Consider the following 21,157-nt stretch of genomic DNA (forward strand, 5'->3'; position numbering starts at 1 on the left):
CTTACTTTTTACCTTTACTTGCTTTTTTCAAATCGTCGCCACCTGGAATACGCATTTTATCGGTCAACACTGAAATTTCATTCAAATCAAAGTCCCCAGTCAATGACATTAAAACAGTATCTTCATTTTTTGCTCCTTCAATAAACATCAACAACTCACGTATCTGTGTATCTCCAGCACCTGATTTTACAAGGATTTTTACATTTCTACCATTATCATTTACGCGCATTAACTCTTCTAAACCCGCTGTTTTAATGTACTTATCAGCTGCTAGTTTCATTTCGCCTTCTACGCGAGTACTTTTGGTTGTAAAAACCCTCAAGTTGTCTAATTTTTTAATTAAAGCTAAGTATTGCTGCATTTCTTTATCGGATGCATCCATCTTTACTTTGCTCATTAAGTCAAACATTTTTTTGTTGACAATAAATGACTTGACCTCTACTTGACCGTCAAATTTGTCAAATGCTGTTTGTGCAAAAAGTGAATTTGTGGCCAAAAAAAGCGCCAGTGTTACCACAATTTTTGTAAATGTCTTTTGAATAGTGCTAAAAGCTTTTGTGTTCGTTGTGCTCAATGGCACCTTTTGATTGATTGATTTCATGATATAAATGGTAATTAATGATTAAATGTGAACTGAAAAAGGCTAGCGTTTTTTAACTGCCTTGTTTTCTTACTGGTTTTTTAAATACTTTATTTTTTGCAATTTGATACTCATCTAGATATAGTACACTTTCTATGCCAACATTAATATTATTCGATAATAAAGACAAGGCTTTTTGTGTAGCTTCAAACGCAACTTTGGGATCCTCATAGGTTCCTAAATCTGACTGTGGTGGCGCAGTATCAGTATTTAAAAAAGCATAGCTTCCTACTCCTACAGCAACGATTACAGAAGCTGCAATGGAAAGCCATAATACAGGCCTTATTTGTCTATAAAAAGGAACAATACGGGTAAACTGCTCTTTTTTTGACTGATAAAGACCCTTAAAAAAATGTTGGTATTGTATTAAATGTTGTGCAACATCGCCTGAAGAAAAATAAATACGTAATTCATTCTCTTCGGCAATACTTGTTACTCCTTCAAAGTATTTTTCTAAAAGTATTTCTATTTTATTGATTTCCATGGGCGTGTGACTTTATAATGTATTCCCTAATTATTTTTCGCGCTCTAGAAAGTGAAACTCGTACTGCGCTTTCTTTCATTTGTAATAGTGAAGCTATTTCTTCAAACTCGTATTGCTCTACATCGCGTAATTGAACAATCATGCGTTGCTGTTCTGGCAATTGAGCTAAACATGTATCAACCCACTTAAGACTATCTTGATCTTCTAATTTTTTTTCAAGACTTGGTGCAGTATCTACATAATTAGAATGAACTAATGGCTCATTACTAGCTCGTTTTGATTTCAGTTGATCCAAACAAAAATTCTTAGTCATGGTCATAGCAAATGCCTCAACACTACCGTACTTATTTAAAGAATCATTTTTTGACCACAACTTAGTCAAAACCTCTTGCGTTGCGTCTTCGGCCTCCTCTTTACTGAGCAATAATCGCTTGGCTAGCCTAAAGACTTTGTCCTTAAATGGAGAGATCAAGACTACAAATTCGCTTTGGTTCATACACGTTTTACTAACAACTTATAGATACAAGACGATTGAAAAGTTATTTTGTAACATAAATTATTAAATTAAAACTAAAGTTAGTATTTTTACGTTAATAAGGATATAAACCAAACCTATGAAAACCTACTTTAAAATTCCCCTACTATTACTCATTACACTTTTTGTGCTACAAGGGTGCCAAGATAATGACGATGTAGCAGCTCCAGCTACACTTGAAATACAAGATTTTGTCTGGAAAGGCATGAATCAATACTATTTATGGACAGATGAAGTTCCCAATCTTGATGAAACAAGATTTGCAGATCAGACCAATTTAAATAATTTTTTACAAACTTTTAATACCCCAGAAAGTTTATTTGAAGCGCTTCGGGTAGACGCTAACAAAGACAGATTCAGTTGGATTGTTGATGATTATTTAGAGCTAGAAGGACAATTTCAAGGAACTACTAACAATAACGGAGTTGAGTTTGGTTTAAGCAGAAAATCAACTGGCTCATCAGAAATTTTCGGATTTGTACGCTATATTATTCCGGGTTCTAATGCAGCTACTAAGGATATTAAAAGAGGAGATGTTTTTACAGCAGTGAATGGAACTCCACTTACAGTAAGTAATTATCAGTCTTTACTTTTTGGATCTAATAATGATTATACGCTTAACATGGCTGATATATCAGGAGGCGCATTTGTAACCAATGGAAAAAACATAGCCCTTACAAAAACAGTCTTAACAGAAAATCCTATTTTGGTAAACAAAGTAATTACTTCAGGTACTCACAAAATAGGGTATTTGATGTACAACGCTTTTACAGCAAATTTTGATATGAAATTAAACGAAGCTTTTGCTTCATTAAAGTCACAAGGTGTTACAGCTTTGGTTCTTGATTTGCGTTACAATGGCGGAGGATCTGTGCAAACAGCAACACGTTTAGCAAGTATGATTACAGGACAGTTTAAGGGTAAGGTATTTGCAAAACAACAATGGAATAAGGAAATAAACGATTATTTTGAGTCAGAGAATCCTGATGCTTTATATAATTATTTTACTGATAAAATAGATAATACCGCAATCAATAGTTTAAACTTAACCAAAGTTTATATTCTTACAAGTGCAAGTTCAGCATCTGCAAGTGAGCTAGTAATTAACGGATTAGAACCACACATCAATGTGATTCAAATAGGTGATGTTACCGTGGGGAAAAATGTAGGTTCAGTAACACTTTACGATTCTCCAGGTTTTGGACCCGATAATAGAAATCCAAAACACAGATATGCCATGCAACCTATTGTATTAAAAATTGTTAATTCGGTTGGTTTTGGAGATTATCAAAATGGTTTACAACCTGATTTCTTGCAAAAAGAAACTATAAGTACCATGGGCGTTTTAGGAGATGTTGATGAACCTTTATTGAAAACTGCAATTGCAAAAATTACAGGAACAGGTCGTCTTATATCTCAAAAACAAAGAGCTGATTATGAAGAATTCAGTAGCTCACAAGCCGTAAACGGATTGAACCAAATGTATATTGAAAAAGCTCCCGAAGGATTGCTAAAAGCATTAGAATAAAAAATTTAGAACCTAATTTTTTGCCACAAATTTGAAGATCCAACCCTTTGAATTTGTGGCATTTTTTTTATCTATTTTACAAAATGATTGCTAAACAATCTTTTATGTAAAATAATTTAAAAGCATGCAATAATTAGTGGTTTTTGTAAGTTTATATAGATTAACTTCTAAAACTGAAAACCAATGAAAAAAGCTATTCCTTTCTTTTTAGCTTGCGCTACTATGGTATCGCTAGCATTTGTAAAACCAAGTGTAGTCAACAACAAGCAAATTCACGTAGTTATTGATGCTGGGCATGGCGGTATTGATTTTGGTGCCACTTCAATTACTAGTACGGAAAAGCAAATTGTAGAACAGATATCTAAGAAAATAAAATTTTTGAATAAAAATGAGAATGTAACCATCCATTTTACTCGAAATGATGACCAATTTGTATCTCTAACCGACCGTGCAGATTTCATCAATAAAATTAAACCCAACTTAGTTCTATCCTTACACGTCAATCAAAGTCGCAATGAAGTAAAATCAGGAATGGAGTTTTATGTGGCTAATGAGTCATTAGTTAACGATCAATCAATTGAAATCGCTAATGAATTGCGCACTAAATTTTTACAAAGGAATGCGGTAGCTCCATATGAAATTAAAAAAGCTCCTTTTTTAATTTTAAAAAAATCAGTGTCACCTGCAGTACTCATTGAACTAGGTTACCTTTCAAATTCATCTGACAGAGCCTACCTGACTGATGATAAGAAACAAGATCAAATTGCTACTACAATCCTATCATTTGTAGCTGATTTAAAATAAAACAAATTTGTCTAGTCCTGAAAAAGTGATACAGGATTAATAAAAAATAAAAGTACAATTTTAGACAGTAGCAAGCTCTGGTTTGCTACTGTTTTTTGTTTTATAGGTTCTCATTTTAATTTTGTTTTGGTGATGCATCTGATTTGGAGTAAGCATGTAATTAGAATAATGAGGTCTGATTTCATTATAGATATCAATAGCTTCTTTTACAATTTTTTGCATGATTTCTGCTTTTTGATTGTATTTGTCAATCCTAAATTCCTGTTTTAAAATACCATTGATCCTTTCTGCCACTGCATTTTCATAAGGGTCAGAGTTTTGTGTCATACTGCATAGAATTTTATTTTTATTAAGTTGCTTTTGGTAGTCATTAGCACAATATTGAATCCCTCTGTCTGAATGATGTATCAATGGTAAGTTTTTGTTGTTTCTGTGTTTAAGAGCCATTTTAAAAGCCTTCAAACTGCTTTCTGTGTTCATGTTATCGGCAACATAATATCCCATAATCTTTTTAGAATAAGCATCTGTGACTAAGCTTAAATAGCAAGGATTATCTCTTTTTCCTATATAGGTTATATCAGAGACCCAAACTTGCTCTGGTCTGTTAATTTCTAAATCTAGAATTCGATTTTGATGTTTATTAAATCGATGATGTGAGTTAGTCGTTACATGATAACTTCGTTTAGGATGTATCAATAAATGATTGGCTCTGAGTATATCAAAGAATTTATCTCTTCCAATTTTCATTAATTGAAGTTTATCCAACAAAAGATAATATAGTTTTCGAGTACCTATTCTAGGCATTGTCTTCCTGATATTATTCACCATCAAAATCACTTCTTTGGCTTTGTTTTGTTTGGATGCTATTCTTCTAGTCTTTCGATAATAAACCTGTCTGTCTATCCCGAACAAATAACAGGTAAACGCTACTGTTTTTTGTTCTTTTGCTCTAAAGCGGGCGATTGTTCGGGTGCAGAGTTTTTTCGGATATCGATATGATATTCTTTCTCAGCTAAATCAATCATCATGTCAAACAAGATTGCTTTTTTATCTGCAACGTAAGCTTGTCGTTCTAAAAGAGCCTTTTGTTTTTCTAATAGCTTGACTTGGGCTTCAAGTTCCATAATTTTTTGTTCGGGTGACTTTGCCATATTCAAAGGGGATTGGTTTTCCCAATCAAAGTTACCAAATTTTCGTAACCAGCCCAGAACTGTAGCATGGCTTTGAATGCCATATTGTTTTCTAATTTGGGTAATTGATGAACTACCTTGCTCAACTTCTCTAACGATTTGAAGTTTTAAGGACATGCTGTAATCTCGCTGGGTGCGCTTTACATAATTCGTGTATTCTTCCATAACGATTGTTTTTGTGTATCGCTATTTCAGGACGGGACAATTGTAACAAAAAAGCGAGACATTCATTACTGAGTCTCGCTTTTTTATCCAATATAACTAACAATTATTTTCAATTAAAATAAAAAATTCATTCCTATTTTAAAGTTTCTTCCGCGTGTAGCATTACCTCTTTTTTTGAGGAAGCAAATTGAATTCTTTTTAATTTCGAAACAACTTAACTTACATGTAAAATACTGGCAAAAGAGATGCTATCACTTATAGCATATTTACAAAGGAGTTGCATTCGATTTTAATAAAAACCTTTGCAACCAATAAATATATATTATTTGTTAAAGTAAAAGCCATTTGGCCCTACTCCTACTGTCAATTCCTTTTGTAAATTACCCGTTAATGAATACACATACGCTTTACTGTTTGATGCGAAATCTCCTCCATCAGCAATGAAAATTTTATCATTCTCTACTGCAAAACCATACATTACCCCATATTGAGAAGTTGAAGTATAGGTAAACAAAGCCGTTTCACTTGCCTGACTTGCTGTAATATCCATAGCAAAAACACTACTCCCTTTAGTAAAGAAAACCTTAGAGCCATAAATATCTAAATTTTTAGCTCCTTTTAAAGTCGCTGGTAAAACTACTTCTGATACTGATTTGTCAGAAAGTTTAACTTTTACAATTTTACTTGATCCTGAAAAAGGAGAAGCCAAAACATATAATGTACCGTTTGTTATCTCCATACTGTTAGCACTAGCTCCTACAGTAACTGAAGATTCTAATGCCTTAGTACTAGTATTCACTACTAACACTTTGTCATTATTATAAGGCTCAATGATGTATAATTTATCGCCATCAAGTACTATGCGATCAGCTGTAGCGTTCAAATTAATTTTTGACTCCACTTTATTGGTTGCTAAATCAATTATAGCAACATAATCATCTGTATTACCTTGTGCTCCTCCATAATTATTAGCGTTTGTAACATAAGCTTTGCCGTTTTTTACAACACCATACCTTGGACTAGCTAAGCCAGAATCTATTTTTGCAAGTAACTTAAATGAATATCGATTTACTACATTTATTACATTAGATCCACCAGCAATAATATATGCTTTGTCTCCATCAAAGAAAATATTTTGTACATATTTACCAATGAAATCACCAGCATTTTCAGCGCCATAAACATCTTGTTTAAAAATAGTCATGTCATCACCCAAAAATGATACCGAACCACCAGAGGAATTACCTTCGTTCAAAATAAAAACACCATCATCATAACTACCTTTTGAAACATTTTCATTTTCATCAGTACTACATGATGCTAAAAATGCAAAAGAAAAAACCACTACTAAAATTCTAGTTACCTTCATTATATTAAAATTTAAAAATTATGTACATATTAAAATTACGCCCTGGCATTATTCTTTGTTCCAAACTCACATATTTGTGCCCCCAAATATTAAGAACTTGAGCACCAATTTTAATATTATTTAAAATTGGCAAATCATAATCAACGCTAGTATTGCTTACTGTATAAGCTGGAATCACAGCTGCAGGATTATTATCTGCTTGGGTGTATACAAAACCATTATAAAGTACTTGGTAATTGACATTCCATTTTTTATAAGAATATGCTAATGAAGTAGTAGCTTTATGGAAAGGCACAAAAAAAAGTTGTTTTTGTGTTTCCTCGTTTTGTGATATGGTGTAGGCGTAAGTACTATTCAATTGCCAATGGCTTTGTCCAATATTTTTATTCCAATTTAGTAAAACCTCAATACCATATGCTTTAACTCGATCTGTATTTTGGGGTGCCCATACTCCGTTATTTCCAGGTACCCATCGCAATAAATCTTTTATTTTATTGAAGTAAACCGTTTGTGTAAGCGATACATTATGATATTTAAAAATATTTGCGAGTTCGCCTTGATAAGCACTTTCTGGTTTTAAATTAGGATTGCCACCACTTTCCCAGTACAAATCATTATAGGTTGGAATTCTAAAATTATGCGAAACATTAGCCTTGATTTGATACCAAGAAATACCGTGCCAACTACTCCCCAGAGAGAACAAGACTGGTGATTGGTAATTGTTAGTAATTTCTTTACGAATGCCAAACTCATTTTGCCAATTTTTAGTGGCTTCGTATTTTGCCAAAACAGCAAAACTGCTAATTTCACGCTCATGATTACCAAATCCTGATCCTTCACCTTTAGTTAGATTATACTCTAACAGCGCATTTATTAAAAGTTTGCTATTAAATTGGTGGTTGACATCGGCTTTAACAATCCATGTATTTGTATTACCAAAACTATAATCTGGCTTTGTATTGTCTTCAAAATATTGATAGCCTTCTGTTATATATGCCGTTCTTAAATAAGTAGTCCATTTATTAAAACTAGCTTGGTACTCTAATAAATTTCTACTAAAATCATTTTTGTATTTTGTACGTGACTCAGATGATGATAACAAGGAAATATTTCGGTCGGTATTTGAGGATTGACTATACAGTTTTAAATACTGTTTTTCATTAAATTTATAACCAACTGTAGCATTTAGTGTGATAACTTCATAATCTCCATTTTCATTAAATCTTTGGTTTCCCCTCCAATCGTAACTATCTTGAAACTTATAATTATTAGTCGAACTATTTCTAGAAAAACCAAACTGTGTTGACCATTTGTCATTTGAAAAAATGCCTTTATACAATAGGTTTTGAGTGTTAAAGCTACCGTAGTCGTATCTTATTTCATTAGAAATTACATCTGTAAAACTTAAATTAGTACCTAAATGTAGCGTTCCACCAATAGCACCACTGCCATAAATAACACTTCCGCCGCCTCCTTTTACTTGTACAGAATTATAATCATTACTTGTTAAAGTATTAAAATCAGTACTGCCGTTCATTTGAGAATTAATATTTATCCCATTCCAAATCACTGCAGTTTGTGAGGAAGTTGTACCCCTAAATGCAACTGTAGACAACATCCCACGACCATATTCTTTAAAATACAAAACCGTATTATAGTTGAGTGAATTTGTGAGTAGTCCAGTGTTTTTTGACAAAATAGAGTCATTCAAACTAATTATAGTTTGAGTACTGGAGAATTTGCGCAGTTTAACATCAGAAACGATAACCTCACGTAAACGCGTGATGGAGTCGTTTTGACCCAAAATAACCTGGCTTGCAAAAAAGCAAAATAAGAAGAATACTTTAAAATGTGTCATAATTTCCTGAACCTTTATTCCCGAAAGTCCGCTATTGATTATGAAATAAGGCAGGTCTCCTGGCTTGCGTCTTGTTGTTGACCTTCCCACCCGCCAACGCGAGCAGTGGCATAGTAGATAACAACAAGCATAATAGCTTACAGTTGCGGGTACAGCTTAGGTTTTGAACCTAATTCCCTTTTAATGCGTTCTTGAATGTAATGAACGCAACCAAATTTCGATTACAAAGATAAAATTATAATGAGAAAATCACCAAAAAAAATGATAATTTTATAAAGTAAGACGTACAACAGCGCCAAAATCTACTTTATTCTGAAAAGCATCTTGTAAGGGCAAGTCAGAAACTGCACACAAAAAGCTCCTAATAACTCCTCCATGTGCCACAATAACAATGGGTTTTGTGGTAGCGGAATCCAGTGCATTTTCCATGAAATCCAACACTCTGTTGTGGAGGTTTAAAAACGACTCGCCGTTTGGTACAGGAACGTTGACAAAATCAGTCATCCATGGGGTAAAAACTTCAGGTGGAATACTGTCCCAATTTTTTAACTCCCAATCGCCAAAATTCATTTCCATCAAGCGCTCATCCAGCGTCACATTTGCAATAGCGAAATTATTTTGAATGTACTTTGCTAGAATGGTACAACGCTGTAAAGGACTTGAATAAAGTAGGGCATCTTGCGGCAATTGCTTTAAAATAGCATCAAAAACTGCTTCATAAGGCGTCGCAATTTCAACATCAGCTTGGCCGTAGCAAATTCCTTTTTCGCAAACGGTCTCGGTATGTCTAACTAAATAAATTTCCATAATGCACTAATTGAAAGATAAAAAATAACTTCACAAACTTGTTGTGTGGCTCCTAGACAATCTCCGGTGTAACCGTCAATCCATTTTTGAAAATAACGGGCTAGAAAAAATCGAGTAAGAAATATTGGTACTAGAACCAAGAGAAATGCTATTTGATAAAAAGACATCACAACCAGTGGAAGCAATCCAAAAAATGCTGATCCAATAACCTCTTTATTTGAGTAACTTTGAGCAATGGGCTTGCTTTTACTAGAAGCATCCTCACGAGAATATTCATGCGTAAAAACAATTGATATTGCAGCAAATCTACTAAGAGCATGTCCTGTTATAAAAACTAATAAAAAAGTGAAAAATGCATGGTAGTTTGTAAATAGCGATTCACTTTTGACTATAGTGACTAGACTCATAAACTTTAGCAAAAAAAGCAACACCAAACCAATTGCGCCATAAGCACCGATAGCGCTATCTTTCATAATGGTCAAAATCTTAGTTTTGGTCCAACCACCGCCAAATCCGTCGCACACATCTGCAAAACCATCTTCATGAAAAGCACCTGTAATCAATATACTTGCAATCATCGAAAGGACAATACCAATCTCAGCATTCCATAACCAAGAGGCCGCAGCATAGACTGAAAAAGCTGCCGCCCCAACAATCCAACCAATTAAAGGAAAATATCGGGATGCTTTGTTTAAATAATCCGGGTTATGATCTATATTTTTAGGACACGGAATCCGGGTATAAAACATCAATGCTGTAAAAAATATGTGAACCTCTTTTTTCATTTTTTTGTTTTTGGCTTAGCCAAATTTATAACGTTAATTTATGTTTTTGGAGTTTACCTGAGCCGATTCAAAACTGGCCATATCGTTTAAAAAAGCAACTGCCGATTCCAAAATGGGAAAAGCCAGAGCACAACCCGTACCCTCTCCCAAACGTAAATCAAGTTGTAACACTGAACGAACGTTTAAAAAATCAAGAATTTTTTGGTGTGCTTGCTCTGCTGAGGAGTGGCAAAAAATAGCATTTTCTAAAACCAATTTGTTTTTAGTGTAAGCCACTAAAAAAGCTACTGAACTAATAAATCCATCTACAAGAATGAGCATATTCTCTACTTTTGCTTGTATCATTCCGCCTGCCATTTGCATGATTTCGAATCCTCCAAAATAAGCAAGCAAACTATCTACATCTTGTGGACCATTATAATTTTCGCTGCATTTTTCCAGAATTGCAATTTTATGTTGCAGTTGGGTATCATTTATCCCTGTGCCTTTACCCACACATTCAGAAACCGGCAGATTCATCAAAACACTCATCAAAAGTGAAGCTGTAGCGGTGTTCCCAATTCCCATTTCGCCAAAACCAATGCAATTAGACCCATTTTTAGCAATCGCAGCCACAACATCACTCCCTTTTTTAAAACATAGTTCTAGTTCTATTGCACTCATTGCAGGTCCTTGTAAAAAAGACTGAGTACCCATTGCTATTTTGTTTGAAATCAGTTTTGTGTTAGTAGGAAAATCATAATTTACGCCAGCATCTACAATAGACAGTTCAATGTTGTGCTGCTTGCAAAATACATTAATTGCTGCTCCACCCGCTAAAAAATTAGTCACCATTTGCCTAGTAACATCTTGAGGATACGCGCTAACTCCATGATTTGCTATTCCATGATCAGCAGCAAAAACTACTATATTGGGGTTTCGTATTTGGGGTTCAAGAGATTGAAAAACGGTGCCTATTTGCAAAGCCAGTTTTTCTAAGATACCCAATGAACCGGTAGGCTTAGTCTTAGAATCGATCTTTTCTTGAAGTTGTTTTGCTAGTATTTCATTTTCAAAATTTGTGGATTGCCATGAATTTGTTTCAGATTTAATATGATGTAAAACTGAAATTTCTTCAACCAAAGGAGTTTTTGATTTCTGTTTCCAATTGAGTAGTTGCAGCATGGGCTGATTTTCATAATTTGTTGCTGGTTTACCAACACAAAAATATCCCAAAGGCTCCATGTGTTCTGGTAATCCTAAAATGGTTTTGAATTTGTGGTAGTTTAATATAGACACCCAGCCCATGGAAAATCCTTGCTCTGTTAGCGAAAGCCAAATGTTTTGAGCCGCACACACTGCACTAAACTTTATAGATTCATTACTTCCTACTGTACCTATGGTAAAATTATTGAGTACAGATCTGTCATAAGCTATTACTAATCCCACGGGAGCTTCCTCAATAGCTTCTAGCTTTAAGGCCTTGTAGGTTTCCTTTTGAGTTTCATCATCGGTTAGGTTTATTGCTTTTTTATCGTATTCTAAAAACAATTCTTTAATTGCATGCTTGATTTGTGGAGACTTAATCAAGAAATATTTTGTGGCATCAGTGAGTCCAACAGATGGTGCGTAATGACCTGCCTGCAACGCTTTTTCAAGAACTTCATCAGGAACTTCATCGTTAGTAAAATGACGTGTATCTCTGCGAGATTGTATAATTTCTTCTAAATGAGTCATGGAGCTTTTTTAATTTCTACAGGTATTCCAGATACCATCAAAACAACGGTATCAGCAGTTTTGGCAATATACTGGTTCATCCATCCTTGCAACTCCGTGAATTTTCTACCTATAGCGGTATCAGCATGAAGACCCATTCCTATTTCATTAGTAACTATGATAATGGTAGTGTTTTGTTGTTTTGCAAGAGCATCAATTTCAGCTTTTGCTTGTTCCAGACACTGAGAAACATCATTTTTAGTATCCACAAAAAAATTAGTTAACCAAAGCGTGACACAGTCTATTACGGCTACATTACCTGTAAAATCAATTTCACTTAAAAACTTTTCTTTTTCAATGTTTACCCACCGATCGTCTCTGTCTTTTTGATGCATATCAATTCGTTCTTGAAAATTAGCATCCCATTTTCTAGCAGTTGCTACATATATAGGATTGCTGGAACGTTCTTTGGCTAAACTTTCTGCATAACTACTTTTTCCTGAACGTTCACCACCAGTTATTAAATATATCATTCTTTGTTTCTTTCTTTACAAAATTCTTTTTTCTACTTTCAAATGGAAAATCAGTACTGTATCCCAGACCCTTTTTACTTCAATCTAACTTTTTGTTAGTCACTATTTTTGTTGATGCTTTTTCATTACTATTATCTTTTTGAAATTGCAAACTCCTTTCTAGGCAAGAAGGACACATACAATCTTTTTTAACATCTGATACATGTACCACAGGAAAATCATAACACCAGCAAGTAACACAACTGTTTTCAACAAGACATAAAAAAGCCGCTCCACAATTTGAACAACTTTTATTTGTTGGCTTATTCATGATGTAAATATAGTATTTGTTCAATTTTTTACTACCAAAAATAAACAAGAAATTTTATAATTTTAATTTACCTTTGCGTCAAGCGAAAAATTAAGCCATGAGAATTTCCATACAGCGCACCCTTTTTATTGTGATGATTTCAATTTTTATTGGATGTAATAAAAAAGAAACTACCACTGCAATTGATTCCACCACTGCTGCAAACAGCATTGAATACGCCTCAGGACTGGCAATACATAAATACAAAGGATTTTCCATAGTTACGGTGTCAAACCCTTGGCCTGAAGCCAAAAAAAAATTCACCTACGTACTGCGAGAAAAAAATAGTATTGTACCCGATAGTTTAAAAAAACATCCCGTAATACAAGTACCATTACAAACTATTGTTGTGACCTCAACAACAATAATTCCGTTCCTAGAAATGCTCCAAGTAGAACAAAAACTTACCGGTTTTCCGCATACCAATTATATCTCATCTGTTAAAACCAGAAAACGTATTGATGCTGGATTAGTTAAAAATTTAGGTCAAAACGAAAAATTAAACGTAGAACAACTCATTGAGCTAGAACCAAACTTAATTGTAAGCTTTGGTATAGACAACAACAATCCTACACTTGATAATTTACAAAAAAGCGGCCTTAAAGTACTTATTCAAGCCGACTGGATGGAGCAAACACCACTAGGAAAAGCAGAGTGGCTGAAATTGTATGGCGCCTTATTTGGAAAAGAAAAAGAAGCCAAAATCATCTTTGATAACATAGTAAAAAACTACAAAGAAGCACAACAATTGGTAGCTCAAAAAAAATCAACCTCAACAGTATTGTATGGTTCTATGTACCAAGAACAATGGTATATAGCAAGAGGAAACAGCTGGGTAGCGCAGTTTATGATGGATGCAAAAGCAAATTATTTATGGGCCGACATTAAAGGTACAGGAAGTTTAAGTCTACCATTTGAAAAAATTTTAGAAAAAGCAAGAACTGCTAAATACTGGATTGCAACAGGCTCTTTTAACACCAACAAAGAGTTTGAAAACAGCAACCCGCATTACAATCAATTTGACGCCTTGAAAGCAAAAAATGTATATACTTTTGAGAGTAAAGTGGGACCAACAGGAGGAACTGTCTATTACGAATTAGCAACAAGCCGTCCTGATTTAGTTTTAAAAGATTACATTAAAATATTTCATCCAGAATTATTACCCAATTATACTTTTACTTTTGCCGAAAAATTAAAGTAATAAGAACTAAATCTATATTTGAAATTTTACATTAAAAAAATTAAAGGGTTTTTACTCTAAAAAATAAACGTTGAATACACACAAACGAAATACCATTTTATTCTTTTTTTTTGCAACTGTACTCGTGCTACTGTTTTTTATGAACATTAGTTTTGGATCCATTTCCATTCCGTTTAAGGATGTGGCAACGAGTCTAACGGGAGGTCAAGCTAGCAAAACAACATGGGAATATATCATCATGAATTACCGCTTGCCAAAAGCCATAACCGCAATTCTTGCAGGTATGGGGTTGTCCATAAGTGGCTTATTAATGCAAACTTTGTTTAGAAATCCTCTAGCAGGACCTTATGTATTAGGTTTAAGCTCAGGTGCCAGTTTGGGGGTAGCGTTTGTAATTCTGGGTGCAGGAATACTTCCAGCTTTCTTAACTCCTTTTTTACTTTCGGCGTACGGCGTAGTTATTGCTTCTACAATAGGAAGTTCATTAGTCTTACTTGCCGTTTTATTTGTTTCACAAAAACTAAGAGATACCATGGCCATACTCATTGTTGGGCTTATGTTTGGCAGCTTTACCAGTGCTATTGTTGGAGTATTATCTTACATGAGTACCGCGGAGCAATTACAAAAATTCACGTTTTGGTCTATGGGCAGTTTGGGTAATTTATCATGGACATCCGTATTTGTACTGGCTGTTTGCGTAATAATAGGACTTATTTTAAGTGTCGTAAGCATAAAACCATTGAATGCTTTATTACTTGGCGAAAATTATGCCCGCAGTTTAGGTTTAGATTATCAAAAATCAAGATTGATCATCATTGTTGCTACTAGTATTTTAGCCGGCAGCATTACAGCATTTGCTGGACCTATTGCGTTTGTAGGACTTGCTGTGCCACATTTAGCCAAGTTGACTTTTCAAACTAGCAATCATACCATACTTTTTTGGAGTACTTTAATTTTTGGAGGTAGTATCATGCTCATTTGTGATTTACTTTCAGAAATACCAAGCTTGAATCTTAGCTTACCCATAAATGCCATCACGTCCATTATTGGGGCGCCAATGGTAATTTGGCTCTTGGTTCGAAAACAAAAAATGATAGGCTAATGGAACACTCAATACTACTAGAAGCATCAAAAATTAGCATTGGTTACTCTCATAAAAAAGAGTCGATTGTGGTTGCCGCTGATGTTTCAATTGCATTAAAAACAGGAAAACTCATAGCACTTATAGGTTCAAATGGCATTGGAAAATCAACCTTATTAAAAACCATTACAGGCATACAAAAACCTCTATCTGGAGAAGTTTTATTGCTTAAGAAAAATATTTCTTCCTACAATTCTTTGGCTTTGGCCAAAAATTTAAGCATTGTACTAACAGAAAAACTTCCGCCAAGCAATTTAACGGTTTATGAGCTAATTGCCTTAGGACGTCAACCGTACACCAACTGGATAGGTAAATTATCTGCAGAGGATAGTGATAAAATCAATGAAGCCATGCAATTAACGCAAATTTCTCATTTGGCTGATAAAAAGCATTATGAAATAAGTGATGGACAATTGCAAAAAGTACTGATTGCAAGAGCATTAGCACAAGATACCCCACTAATCATTCTGGATGAACCTACCACGCACTTGGATTTACTGCATAAAGTAGCGCTATTAAAATTGCTGAAAAAACTAACACATGAAACAGGTAAATGCATCTTGTTCTCTACTCATGACATTGATATGGCGATACAAATGAGCGACGAAATGATTATCATGACTCCCGGAAATGTAGTACAAGATGAACCCTGTAACTTGATCAAAAAAGGAAGTTTTAATACCCTTTTTAAAGACGAACATATTGTTTTTGATTCTGAAAAAGGGAAGTTTGTGATTTACTAGCAAGCCCTCTAACCCCTATTTTCAAAATTTTACCGACTAAAAATCCCTTGTTACTCAGGGTGCACATTAGACAATCAACCCAATTTGCCTTTTCGCCTCTCCTACTACAAAAGCAACAGAATTAGCAATATTAAAACTCCTTATTAAAGGTGAAATTGGGATTTTAAGTTGATTTTCTTTGGCAAACAAATCCAATACTTCTTGGCTCAAGCCCACACTTTCTTTGCCAAAAACCAACCAATCACCATCTTGAAACTGGATATTCAAATAAGAATGCTCTGAATGTGAACTCATTAGAAAAACTCTTGAAGTATCTGGAATTACCTTTATCCACTCCGCTACATTTTGATATTCTGTAACATCAAGATGCACCCAATAATCCAATCCAGAACGTTTGAGGTTTTTATCATTGATAACAAAACCAAAAGGATGAATCAGGTGCAAACGACTTTCGGTACCCACACACAATCGGCCAATATTTCCAGTATTATTTGGAATTTCAGGTTCTACTAAAACGATGTTTAACATTTTATACTTTATTAAAAGATTTAAAAATTAAAAGATTAAAAAAACTAGTACTATCTTTTAAGTTTCTATTTGAAAATTTTCTACTTCTATAACTTCTCCAGCTTGTAAATCGTTGAGATGTACATTGCCAACTCGAACACGAACCAAGCGTAAGGTTGGGAATCCAACAGCTGCGGTCATTTTTCGCACTTGACGAAATTTACCCTCATTTACAATAATTGAAGCCCATGTTGTAGGTCCGTGTCTTTCATCCCTAATTTTTTTTCCGCGTGGGCCAAAATTAGGAATTTCATTCAAAATAAAAGCTTGACATGGCTTGGTTTTATATTTAGTTCCATTGAAACCAATTTCAACTCCCTCTTTTATTTCATCAATAGCTTGCTGCGTGATGACACCATCTACTTGTACATAGTATTCTTTATCGACTTTCTTACTTCTAATTGCTTCACTTTCTTTTCCATCGGTAGTGAGTAGCAATAACCCTTCTGAATCTTCATCTAATCGACCAATAGCCATAGTGCCATCTGGAAAATTGTAGAGTTCACCCAACAAGCGTTTTTTTCGTTTGAGTTCATAAATAAACTGACTTAAAAAGCCATAAGGCTTGTGAATGATGAAATGGCGGTGCATGAATTAAAATCTTTTTTGGCAAATATAGTGGGTTATTCCATTTTTATGAAAGAGATTTTTTTTTTGAGCTATAAAAAGCTACATTTTTTAATTTATTCATACTATTAAAAAATATAAATTTAACGAATTGATTACTATTTAACAAAATATTAGTTAAATTAGCAAAAACATTTAATAAATCTTTAGGTAAGATTATCATCATTACATAAAAAAACAGGTATTTATACCTGCTTTTAGACCGCTTATTTCACTTAGATTTGTTCTGTAAAACATAAATTAAATTATATTTAATAAAAATAAAGTTACAAAAATTACTTTTTAATAAAATTAATATAAAAATTTAAAAAAATAAATATGGAGGGAACTATAGGAGAAATTCGTCTTTTCGCAGCAACATTTGCACCTAAAAATTGGTCGTATTGTGATGGGTCACTTATTCAAATAAGAAGCAATACTGCTCTCTTTTCTATTTTAGGAACTAATTATGGTGGTGATGGGCAAAACACATTTGCTTTACCAGATCTTAAAGGGCGTACCGCTTTAGGGGCTGGACAAGGACCTGGTCTGTCTTATTATGCCTTAGGTCAAAAATCAGGTTTTAATAGTGTCTCACTAAACAACAATCAGCTTGCCCCTCATACACACACTTGTATAAGTAATGTTACAATTCCTGCTTATTCAGATGAGGGAAATTCTAATTCTCCAAGTGGAAATGTTTTAGCGGCAAAATCTGCCATGTATAGTACGGTTGCGGGAGATACCTCAATGAAAGCAGCTCCATTTAATGTGGTAGTTAGTGCAACTGGAAATAACCATCCGCTACCTATTAATCAACCTTCAATTGGTTTGAATTATATTATTTGCCTGTATGGAATATTTCCTTCTCGCCAGTAGTACTCACATACAAATACATCATAAACTTTAAAACATTATTATGGAAGGAACTGTAGGGGAAATCCGCATTTTTGGTGGTAATTTCGCACCATTATATTGGTCATTTTGTAATGGCAGCACATTAAGTATTTCAGAAAATGAAGCGCTATATTCTCTAATTGGCACTACTTATGGGGGAGACGGAGTACAAACATTTAAGGTTCCTGATCTTCGCAGCCGCATTCCAGTAGGTACGGGTCAAGGGCCTGGTCTACCGCAAATGATTTTGGGTGAAGTTGGGGGTTCAGAAACTGCTGTAATGTCCAGTAATCAAATGCCCGCACACTCTCATTTTGGAACAGGTAATGTTTCAATTCCAGCATACAGTCAATCAGATAGTGTGGGTTCTCCAACCAATGCCGAATTAGCTGGTTTAACAGGAGCGTACTCCACCGAGACAGCAGATACTAGTTTAAAACCCGAAACTTCAACTGTAAATTTGGCTGCTGCTGGTCAGGGTATGCCATTTAGTATTATACAACCTTATACAGCTGCAAATTATATTATTTGCGTTGAGGGTATTTATCCAACTAGAAACTAACCTTAAAAACATTAATCATGGAAGGAACAATGTCAGAAATTCGCTTATTTGCTCCCAATTTCGAGCCTAAATATTGGGCGTTTTGTGCAGGACAAATACTTGCTATAAATACCAACCAAGCTCTATTTAGTCTTTTAGGAACAACCTACGGCGGTAATGGTGTACAAACATTTGCACTGCCTGATTTGCGAGGTCGAGTTCCAATGGGTACAGGCGTAGGAACTGTCGATCAATATCAATTGGGTGAAATCTCAGGGGCTAATAATGTAACTGCAACTCTTGCAAACTTGCCATCACATACCCATGTGGGAACTGGTTCTTATACTATTTTGGCTTATTCAGACGAGGGAGATAGCGGATCTCCGACAGGAAATAGTTTGGCAGCTTTAGCAGGTCTTTATTCTACAAAAACACCTGATACTTCTTTAAGACCTATAAATGCATCAATTACCATCGGTATAAATGGAGGCAATCAGCCAATACCTGTTCAGCAGCCGTATTTAGGGATGAATTATATAATATGCCTGATGGGAATTTTTCCTTCAAGAAACTAATTTTATATACCCATTGGATGTTTCCAATAGGTTTTTTGCCATGTTGTAAAACATCATTAATTATTGTTTATGAAAATAGCTTTACTCTTAACGCGTTCTGTAATCTATCCTTCAATGGCTTTTGATATCATGGATGGTTTTAAATCTTCTCTAAAAAAATTAGGAGTAGAAGGAAAACACGAAATCGTATCATCAAATATAGGTGTGGCCGGCAAAAATGAAGAAATTTATATTTGCTGCGAACAATTATTACTCAATAATACAGATATAATTATTGCTTATATAAATCCTATTACAGCAGAATTTATTCATCCTCTTTTTGAAAATTCCGGAAAGATACTGATCGTTTTAGATAGTGGTTATCATTTCCCTAACTTTCAACAAAAATTATCAAACGCTCATTTTATTTCTTTAGAAGGTAATCTGTGTTCCCGTGCGATTGTTCGTAAAGCCGCAGAAGAAGGGCTACAGGATTTTGCTTTTACATGTTCTTTTTACGATGCAGGTTATCGTCCTCCTTACACGTATTCAACTTCGGTTGAAGATAAAGGAGGATCTATTACATACAATCATATTACGCCTTTGAAACGCTCCGATTTTAGTTTGGAACCATTGGCGGGTTATCTTGAAGAGAACAAAGACGTAGCCCTTTTGACTTCTTTTTGCGGAGATATGGCTGAAGATTTTTTTAGAGAATCATCTAAATTTAAGAGTATAATATCCTGTAAAACTTACGGAAGCGGTTTTACAGCAGAAGAATTTTGGCTAAGTAAGATACCTTATCCAGGATATAATTGGAGCTCTTCTATTCCTTGGTCACTAACAATTGTTAGCGAAGAAAATAAAGATTTTGTTGCTACGATGGAGAATATCCGACAAAACAAAGCCAATATATTCTCGCTCTTAGGATGGGAAGCTGCTTTGTTTATAGAAGCTGCAAATGAAAAATCACTAGATGATATTACGATTCACTCACCAAGAGGAAAAGTTTATATGAATCCTGTTACCGGTTTTTCTTCAGCACCTATTTATTACGCCACAGTTGCAAAAAACAAAGAAACAGGCAACTGTCAATTAGAGCATATTACAGAAGCCGAAAATCTAGATGAAGAACGCAGCCGTTTGCAATATCATATTCTGGCGGTTCAGAATGTAACTTCAAATTCATGGTTTAATGCCTATGCATGTCTAGAATCATGAGCATGCAACGCGACATCGTTATTTTGTGTAATAACCGCATGGCTTTTCCTGCGATACAAACCTTGTATGGACTGAATAAATTACAGACTATTGGAGTACCTGTTGGTAACGATGAGGTGCTGTCTTTTTGTTCGGCTTTTATAAGTCAATCAGGGATCAATCTCATTGTACTTGAAAAAGAGAAAGTAGAAAATCAGCTACAAGTATTACTTGAAAGCAGTGAGGTCAAGTATATTTTTACAATGACGTTTCCGTGGAAATTATCCGAAAAAATTATAGAACAGTATCCTAACTTATTTTATAATTTTCACTACGGCCTTTTACCTGAAATGCGTGGTTGTGATCCTGTTTTTGAATCGATTCGTCAACAAAAGCAAGAAACTGGAATTACTGTTCATACCATCGAAAAAGGGATTGATACCGGAAATATAGTACTAAAACATGTGATTCCAAAAGCTACTAATGTCACTCATGGTATGCTTTGCACCAACTTATCTTATCTGGGAGCGCAAATGGTGCCCGAAGTACTAGCACTGTTGCAAACCAATTTCAAAGGAGTACCTCAAGACGAGACAAACGCAAATTACTATAAAAAAGCAGCTGCAGGCGATGTATGCATTCGATGGGAAACTCAGGATGCAAAATCAATAGAGGCATTAGTAAATGCTTGTAATCCTTGGAATAAAGGAGCCTACACTTACTGTAGCGGATGGAACATGCGCATTCTTGAAGTATCAGTAACCAAAAATATTACAGAACACTCACATTCCCCGGGGACTATTTTAGAAATAAATGAAAACAAGGGATTAATTATACAATGTTACAATAATTCACAGCTTCGTATACATACTCTTTATACAGATGAAGGTTTTATGAGTGGACACAAGTTGCTCGCTTTTGGTATAAAAAATGGACAAAAATTCACCTCTTTATAAATTAACTAT

General features: G+C 34.5%; 23 protein-coding genes and 1 riboswitch. Of the genes, 10 read left to right on the forward strand and 13 right to left on the reverse strand.

Annotated features, from left to right (window positions below):
* Position 1: 1 nt before the first annotated feature.
* The 3 genes from K5V07_RS10660 to K5V07_RS10670 are packed head-to-tail and all read right to left on the reverse strand — an operon-like array spanning position 2 to position 1,620.
* Positions 2-601 (reverse strand): DUF4252 domain-containing protein, encoded by a 600-nt coding sequence (locus K5V07_RS10660; RefSeq protein ID WP_182650179.1) that lies wholly within the window; start codon positions 599-601, stop codon positions 2-4.
* Between the two features lie 52 nt (positions 602-653).
* Positions 654-1,124 (reverse strand): hypothetical protein, encoded by a 471-nt coding sequence (locus K5V07_RS10665; RefSeq protein WP_221917467.1) that lies wholly within the window; start codon positions 1,122-1,124, stop codon positions 654-656.
* Positions 1,111-1,620 carry an RNA polymerase sigma factor gene (locus K5V07_RS10670; RefSeq protein WP_221917468.1) on the reverse strand — a complete coding sequence of 170 codons (510 nt, stop codon included), beginning with the start codon at positions 1,618-1,620 and terminating at the stop codon, positions 1,111-1,113. Before K5V07_RS10670 ends, K5V07_RS10665 begins: the two co-directional genes overlap by 14 nt.
* 118 nt (positions 1,621-1,738) lie before the next feature.
* On the opposite strand from K5V07_RS10670, the gene K5V07_RS10675 reads away from it, so the two are divergent.
* Both K5V07_RS10675 and K5V07_RS10680 read left to right on the forward strand, forming a co-directional pair.
* Positions 1,739-3,187 (forward strand): S41 family peptidase, encoded by a 1,449-nt coding sequence (locus K5V07_RS10675; RefSeq protein WP_221917469.1) that lies wholly within the window; start codon positions 1,739-1,741, stop codon positions 3,185-3,187.
* A gap of 183 nt (positions 3,188-3,370) precedes the next feature.
* Positions 3,371-3,991, forward strand: coding sequence for an N-acetylmuramoyl-L-alanine amidase (locus tag K5V07_RS10680; protein ID WP_221917470.1), 621 nt, complete (start codon positions 3,371-3,373; stop codon positions 3,989-3,991).
* Positions 3,992-4,051: 60 nt separating this feature from the next.
* Here the strand turns inward: K5V07_RS10680 and K5V07_RS10685 are convergent, their stop codons facing one another.
* The 8 genes from K5V07_RS10685 to cobU all read right to left on the reverse strand — a co-directional run bounded on the left by K5V07_RS10685 (position 4,052) and on the right by cobU (position 12,393).
* Positions 4,052-4,903, reverse strand: coding sequence for an IS3 family transposase (locus K5V07_RS10685; RefSeq protein WP_221916371.1), 852 nt, complete (start codon positions 4,901-4,903; stop codon positions 4,052-4,054).
* Between the two features lie 14 nt (positions 4,904-4,917).
* On the reverse strand, positions 4,918-5,346 hold the full coding sequence (locus tag K5V07_RS10690) for a hypothetical protein (protein WP_221916217.1): 429 nt from the start codon (positions 5,344-5,346) through the stop codon (positions 4,918-4,920).
* A gap of 322 nt (positions 5,347-5,668) precedes the next feature.
* On the reverse strand, positions 5,669-6,715 hold the full coding sequence (locus tag K5V07_RS10695; RefSeq protein ID WP_221917471.1) for a YncE family protein: 1,047 nt from the start codon (positions 6,713-6,715) through the stop codon (positions 5,669-5,671).
* Positions 6,716-6,719: 4 nt separating this feature from the next.
* Positions 6,720-8,573, reverse strand: a complete 1,854-nt coding sequence (locus K5V07_RS10700) for a TonB-dependent siderophore receptor (RefSeq protein ID WP_221917472.1) — start codon at positions 8,571-8,573, stop codon at positions 6,720-6,722.
* 31 nt (positions 8,574-8,604) lie between these two features.
* Positions 8,605-8,803, reverse strand: a riboswitch (cobalamin riboswitch).
* A 40-nt stretch (positions 8,804-8,843) separates the two neighbouring features.
* A complete protein-coding gene (cobC, locus tag K5V07_RS10705) occupies positions 8,844-9,380 on the reverse strand; it encodes an alpha-ribazole phosphatase (protein WP_221917473.1) in 537 nt (178 codons plus the stop codon).
* Positions 9,365-10,165, reverse strand: coding sequence for an adenosylcobinamide-GDP ribazoletransferase (locus K5V07_RS10710; protein ID WP_221917474.1), 801 nt, complete (start codon positions 10,163-10,165; stop codon positions 9,365-9,367). The genes cobC and K5V07_RS10710 overlap by 16 nt, the downstream gene beginning before the upstream one ends.
* Positions 10,166-10,198: 33 nt before the next feature.
* Positions 10,199-11,881 carry a nicotinate-nucleotide--dimethylbenzimidazole phosphoribosyltransferase gene (gene cobT / locus K5V07_RS10715; protein ID WP_221917475.1) on the reverse strand — a complete coding sequence of 561 codons (1,683 nt, stop codon included), beginning with the start codon at positions 11,879-11,881 and terminating at the stop codon, positions 10,199-10,201.
* Positions 11,878-12,393 carry a bifunctional adenosylcobinamide kinase/adenosylcobinamide-phosphate guanylyltransferase gene (gene cobU, locus K5V07_RS10720; protein WP_221917476.1) on the reverse strand — a complete coding sequence of 172 codons (516 nt, stop codon included), beginning with the start codon at positions 12,391-12,393 and terminating at the stop codon, positions 11,878-11,880. The genes cobT and cobU overlap by 4 nt, the downstream gene beginning before the upstream one ends.
* Before the next feature lie 407 nt (positions 12,394-12,800).
* Between cobU and K5V07_RS10725 the strand changes: the two genes are divergently transcribed.
* The 3 genes from K5V07_RS10725 (at position 12,801) to K5V07_RS10735 (ending at position 15,827) form a co-directional block, all read left to right on the forward strand.
* On the forward strand, positions 12,801-13,943 hold the full coding sequence (locus tag K5V07_RS10725) for an ABC transporter substrate-binding protein (RefSeq protein WP_221917477.1): 1,143 nt from the start codon (positions 12,801-12,803) through the stop codon (positions 13,941-13,943).
* 70 nt (positions 13,944-14,013) lie between these two features.
* The gene (locus K5V07_RS10730; RefSeq protein ID WP_255577950.1) at positions 14,014-15,045 is read left to right on the forward strand and encodes an iron ABC transporter permease; all 1,032 of its coding nucleotides are present in this window, start codon (positions 14,014-14,016) and stop codon (positions 15,043-15,045) included.
* Complete coding sequence (locus tag K5V07_RS10735) at positions 15,045-15,827, forward strand: ABC transporter ATP-binding protein (RefSeq protein ID WP_221917478.1); 783 nt, start codon at positions 15,045-15,047, stop codon at positions 15,825-15,827. Before K5V07_RS10730 ends, K5V07_RS10735 begins: the two co-directional genes overlap by 1 nt.
* Positions 15,828-15,893: 66 nt before the next feature.
* On the opposite strand, the gene K5V07_RS10740 is transcribed toward K5V07_RS10735, so the two are convergent.
* On the reverse strand, positions 15,894-16,355 hold the full coding sequence (locus K5V07_RS10740; protein WP_221917479.1) for a tRNA (cytidine(34)-2'-O)-methyltransferase: 462 nt from the start codon (positions 16,353-16,355) through the stop codon (positions 15,894-15,896).
* Positions 16,356-16,412: 57 nt separating this feature from the next.
* Positions 16,413-16,985: a pseudouridine synthase gene (locus tag K5V07_RS10745; RefSeq protein ID WP_221917480.1), complete on the reverse strand. Its 573-nt coding sequence runs from the start codon at positions 16,983-16,985 to the stop codon at positions 16,413-16,415.
* 354 nt (positions 16,986-17,339) lie between these two features.
* Between K5V07_RS10745 and K5V07_RS10750 the strand changes: the two genes are divergently transcribed.
* From K5V07_RS10750 to K5V07_RS10770, 5 genes are all read left to right on the forward strand, one after another.
* The gene (locus tag K5V07_RS10750) at positions 17,340-17,879 is read left to right on the forward strand and encodes a phage tail protein (RefSeq protein ID WP_221917481.1); all 540 of its coding nucleotides are present in this window, start codon (positions 17,340-17,342) and stop codon (positions 17,877-17,879) included.
* A gap of 40 nt (positions 17,880-17,919) precedes the next feature.
* Complete coding sequence (locus tag K5V07_RS10755; protein WP_221917482.1) at positions 17,920-18,459, forward strand: phage tail protein; 540 nt, start codon at positions 17,920-17,922, stop codon at positions 18,457-18,459.
* A 17-nt stretch (positions 18,460-18,476) separates the two neighbouring features.
* The gene (locus K5V07_RS10760; RefSeq protein ID WP_221917483.1) at positions 18,477-19,013 is read left to right on the forward strand and encodes a phage tail protein; all 537 of its coding nucleotides are present in this window, start codon (positions 18,477-18,479) and stop codon (positions 19,011-19,013) included.
* Between the two features lie 69 nt (positions 19,014-19,082).
* Positions 19,083-20,213: a hypothetical protein gene (locus K5V07_RS10765; RefSeq protein WP_221917484.1), complete on the forward strand. Its 1,131-nt coding sequence runs from the start codon at positions 19,083-19,085 to the stop codon at positions 20,211-20,213.
* Positions 20,198-21,148: a formyltransferase family protein gene (locus K5V07_RS10770; RefSeq protein WP_221917485.1), complete on the forward strand. Its 951-nt coding sequence runs from the start codon at positions 20,198-20,200 to the stop codon at positions 21,146-21,148. Before K5V07_RS10765 ends, K5V07_RS10770 begins: the two co-directional genes overlap by 16 nt.
* The last annotated feature ends 9 nt before the right edge of the window (positions 21,149-21,157 follow it).

Source organism: Flavobacterium sp. CHNK8, from assembly GCF_019774515.1.
GTDB lineage: Bacteria > Bacteroidota > Bacteroidia > Flavobacteriales > Flavobacteriaceae > Flavobacterium > Flavobacterium tiangeerense.

Coding starts and splice junctions, on each gene's coding strand:
- K5V07_RS10680 (WP_221917470.1), top strand. CDS start 3,371: ATGAAAAAAGCTATTCCTTTCTTTTTAGCTTGCGCTACTATGGTATCG.
- K5V07_RS10665 (WP_221917467.1), bottom strand. CDS start 1,124: ATGGAAATCAATAAAATAGAAATACTTTTAGAAAAATACTTTGAAGGA.
- K5V07_RS10740 (WP_221917479.1), bottom strand. CDS start 16,355: ATGTTAAACATCGTTTTAGTAGAACCTGAAATTCCAAATAATACTGGA.
- K5V07_RS10710 (WP_221917474.1), bottom strand. CDS start 10,165: ATGAAAAAAGAGGTTCACATATTTTTTACAGCATTGATGTTTTATACC.
- K5V07_RS10755 (WP_221917482.1), top strand. CDS start 17,920: ATGGAAGGAACTGTAGGGGAAATCCGCATTTTTGGTGGTAATTTCGCA.
- K5V07_RS10745 (WP_221917480.1), bottom strand. CDS start 16,985: ATGCACCGCCATTTCATCATTCACAAGCCTTATGGCTTTTTAAGTCAG.
- K5V07_RS10735 (WP_221917478.1), top strand. CDS start 15,045: ATGGAACACTCAATACTACTAGAAGCATCAAAAATTAGCATTGGTTAC.
- cobC (WP_221917473.1), bottom strand. CDS start 9,380: ATGGAAATTTATTTAGTTAGACATACCGAGACCGTTTGCGAAAAAGGA.
- K5V07_RS10750 (WP_221917481.1), top strand. CDS start 17,340: ATGGAGGGAACTATAGGAGAAATTCGTCTTTTCGCAGCAACATTTGCA.
- K5V07_RS10670 (WP_221917468.1), bottom strand. CDS start 1,620: ATGAACCAAAGCGAATTTGTAGTCTTGATCTCTCCATTTAAGGACAAA.
- K5V07_RS10760 (WP_221917483.1), top strand. CDS start 18,477: ATGGAAGGAACAATGTCAGAAATTCGCTTATTTGCTCCCAATTTCGAG.
- cobU (WP_221917476.1), bottom strand. CDS start 12,393: ATGATATATTTAATAACTGGTGGTGAACGTTCAGGAAAAAGTAGTTAT.
- K5V07_RS10660 (WP_182650179.1), bottom strand. CDS start 601: ATGAAATCAATCAATCAAAAGGTGCCATTGAGCACAACGAACACAAAA.
- K5V07_RS10690 (WP_221916217.1), bottom strand. CDS start 5,346: ATGGAAGAATACACGAATTATGTAAAGCGCACCCAGCGAGATTACAGC.
- K5V07_RS10770 (WP_221917485.1), top strand. CDS start 20,198: ATGTCTAGAATCATGAGCATGCAACGCGACATCGTTATTTTGTGTAAT.
- K5V07_RS10725 (WP_221917477.1), top strand. CDS start 12,801: ATGAGAATTTCCATACAGCGCACCCTTTTTATTGTGATGATTTCAATT.
- K5V07_RS10695 (WP_221917471.1), bottom strand. CDS start 6,715: ATGAAGGTAACTAGAATTTTAGTAGTGGTTTTTTCTTTTGCATTTTTA.
- cobT (WP_221917475.1), bottom strand. CDS start 11,881: ATGACTCATTTAGAAGAAATTATACAATCTCGCAGAGATACACGTCAT.
- K5V07_RS10675 (WP_221917469.1), top strand. CDS start 1,739: ATGAAAACCTACTTTAAAATTCCCCTACTATTACTCATTACACTTTTT.
- K5V07_RS10700 (WP_221917472.1), bottom strand. CDS start 8,573: ATGACACATTTTAAAGTATTCTTCTTATTTTGCTTTTTTGCAAGCCAG.
- K5V07_RS10765 (WP_221917484.1), top strand. CDS start 19,083: ATGAAAATAGCTTTACTCTTAACGCGTTCTGTAATCTATCCTTCAATG.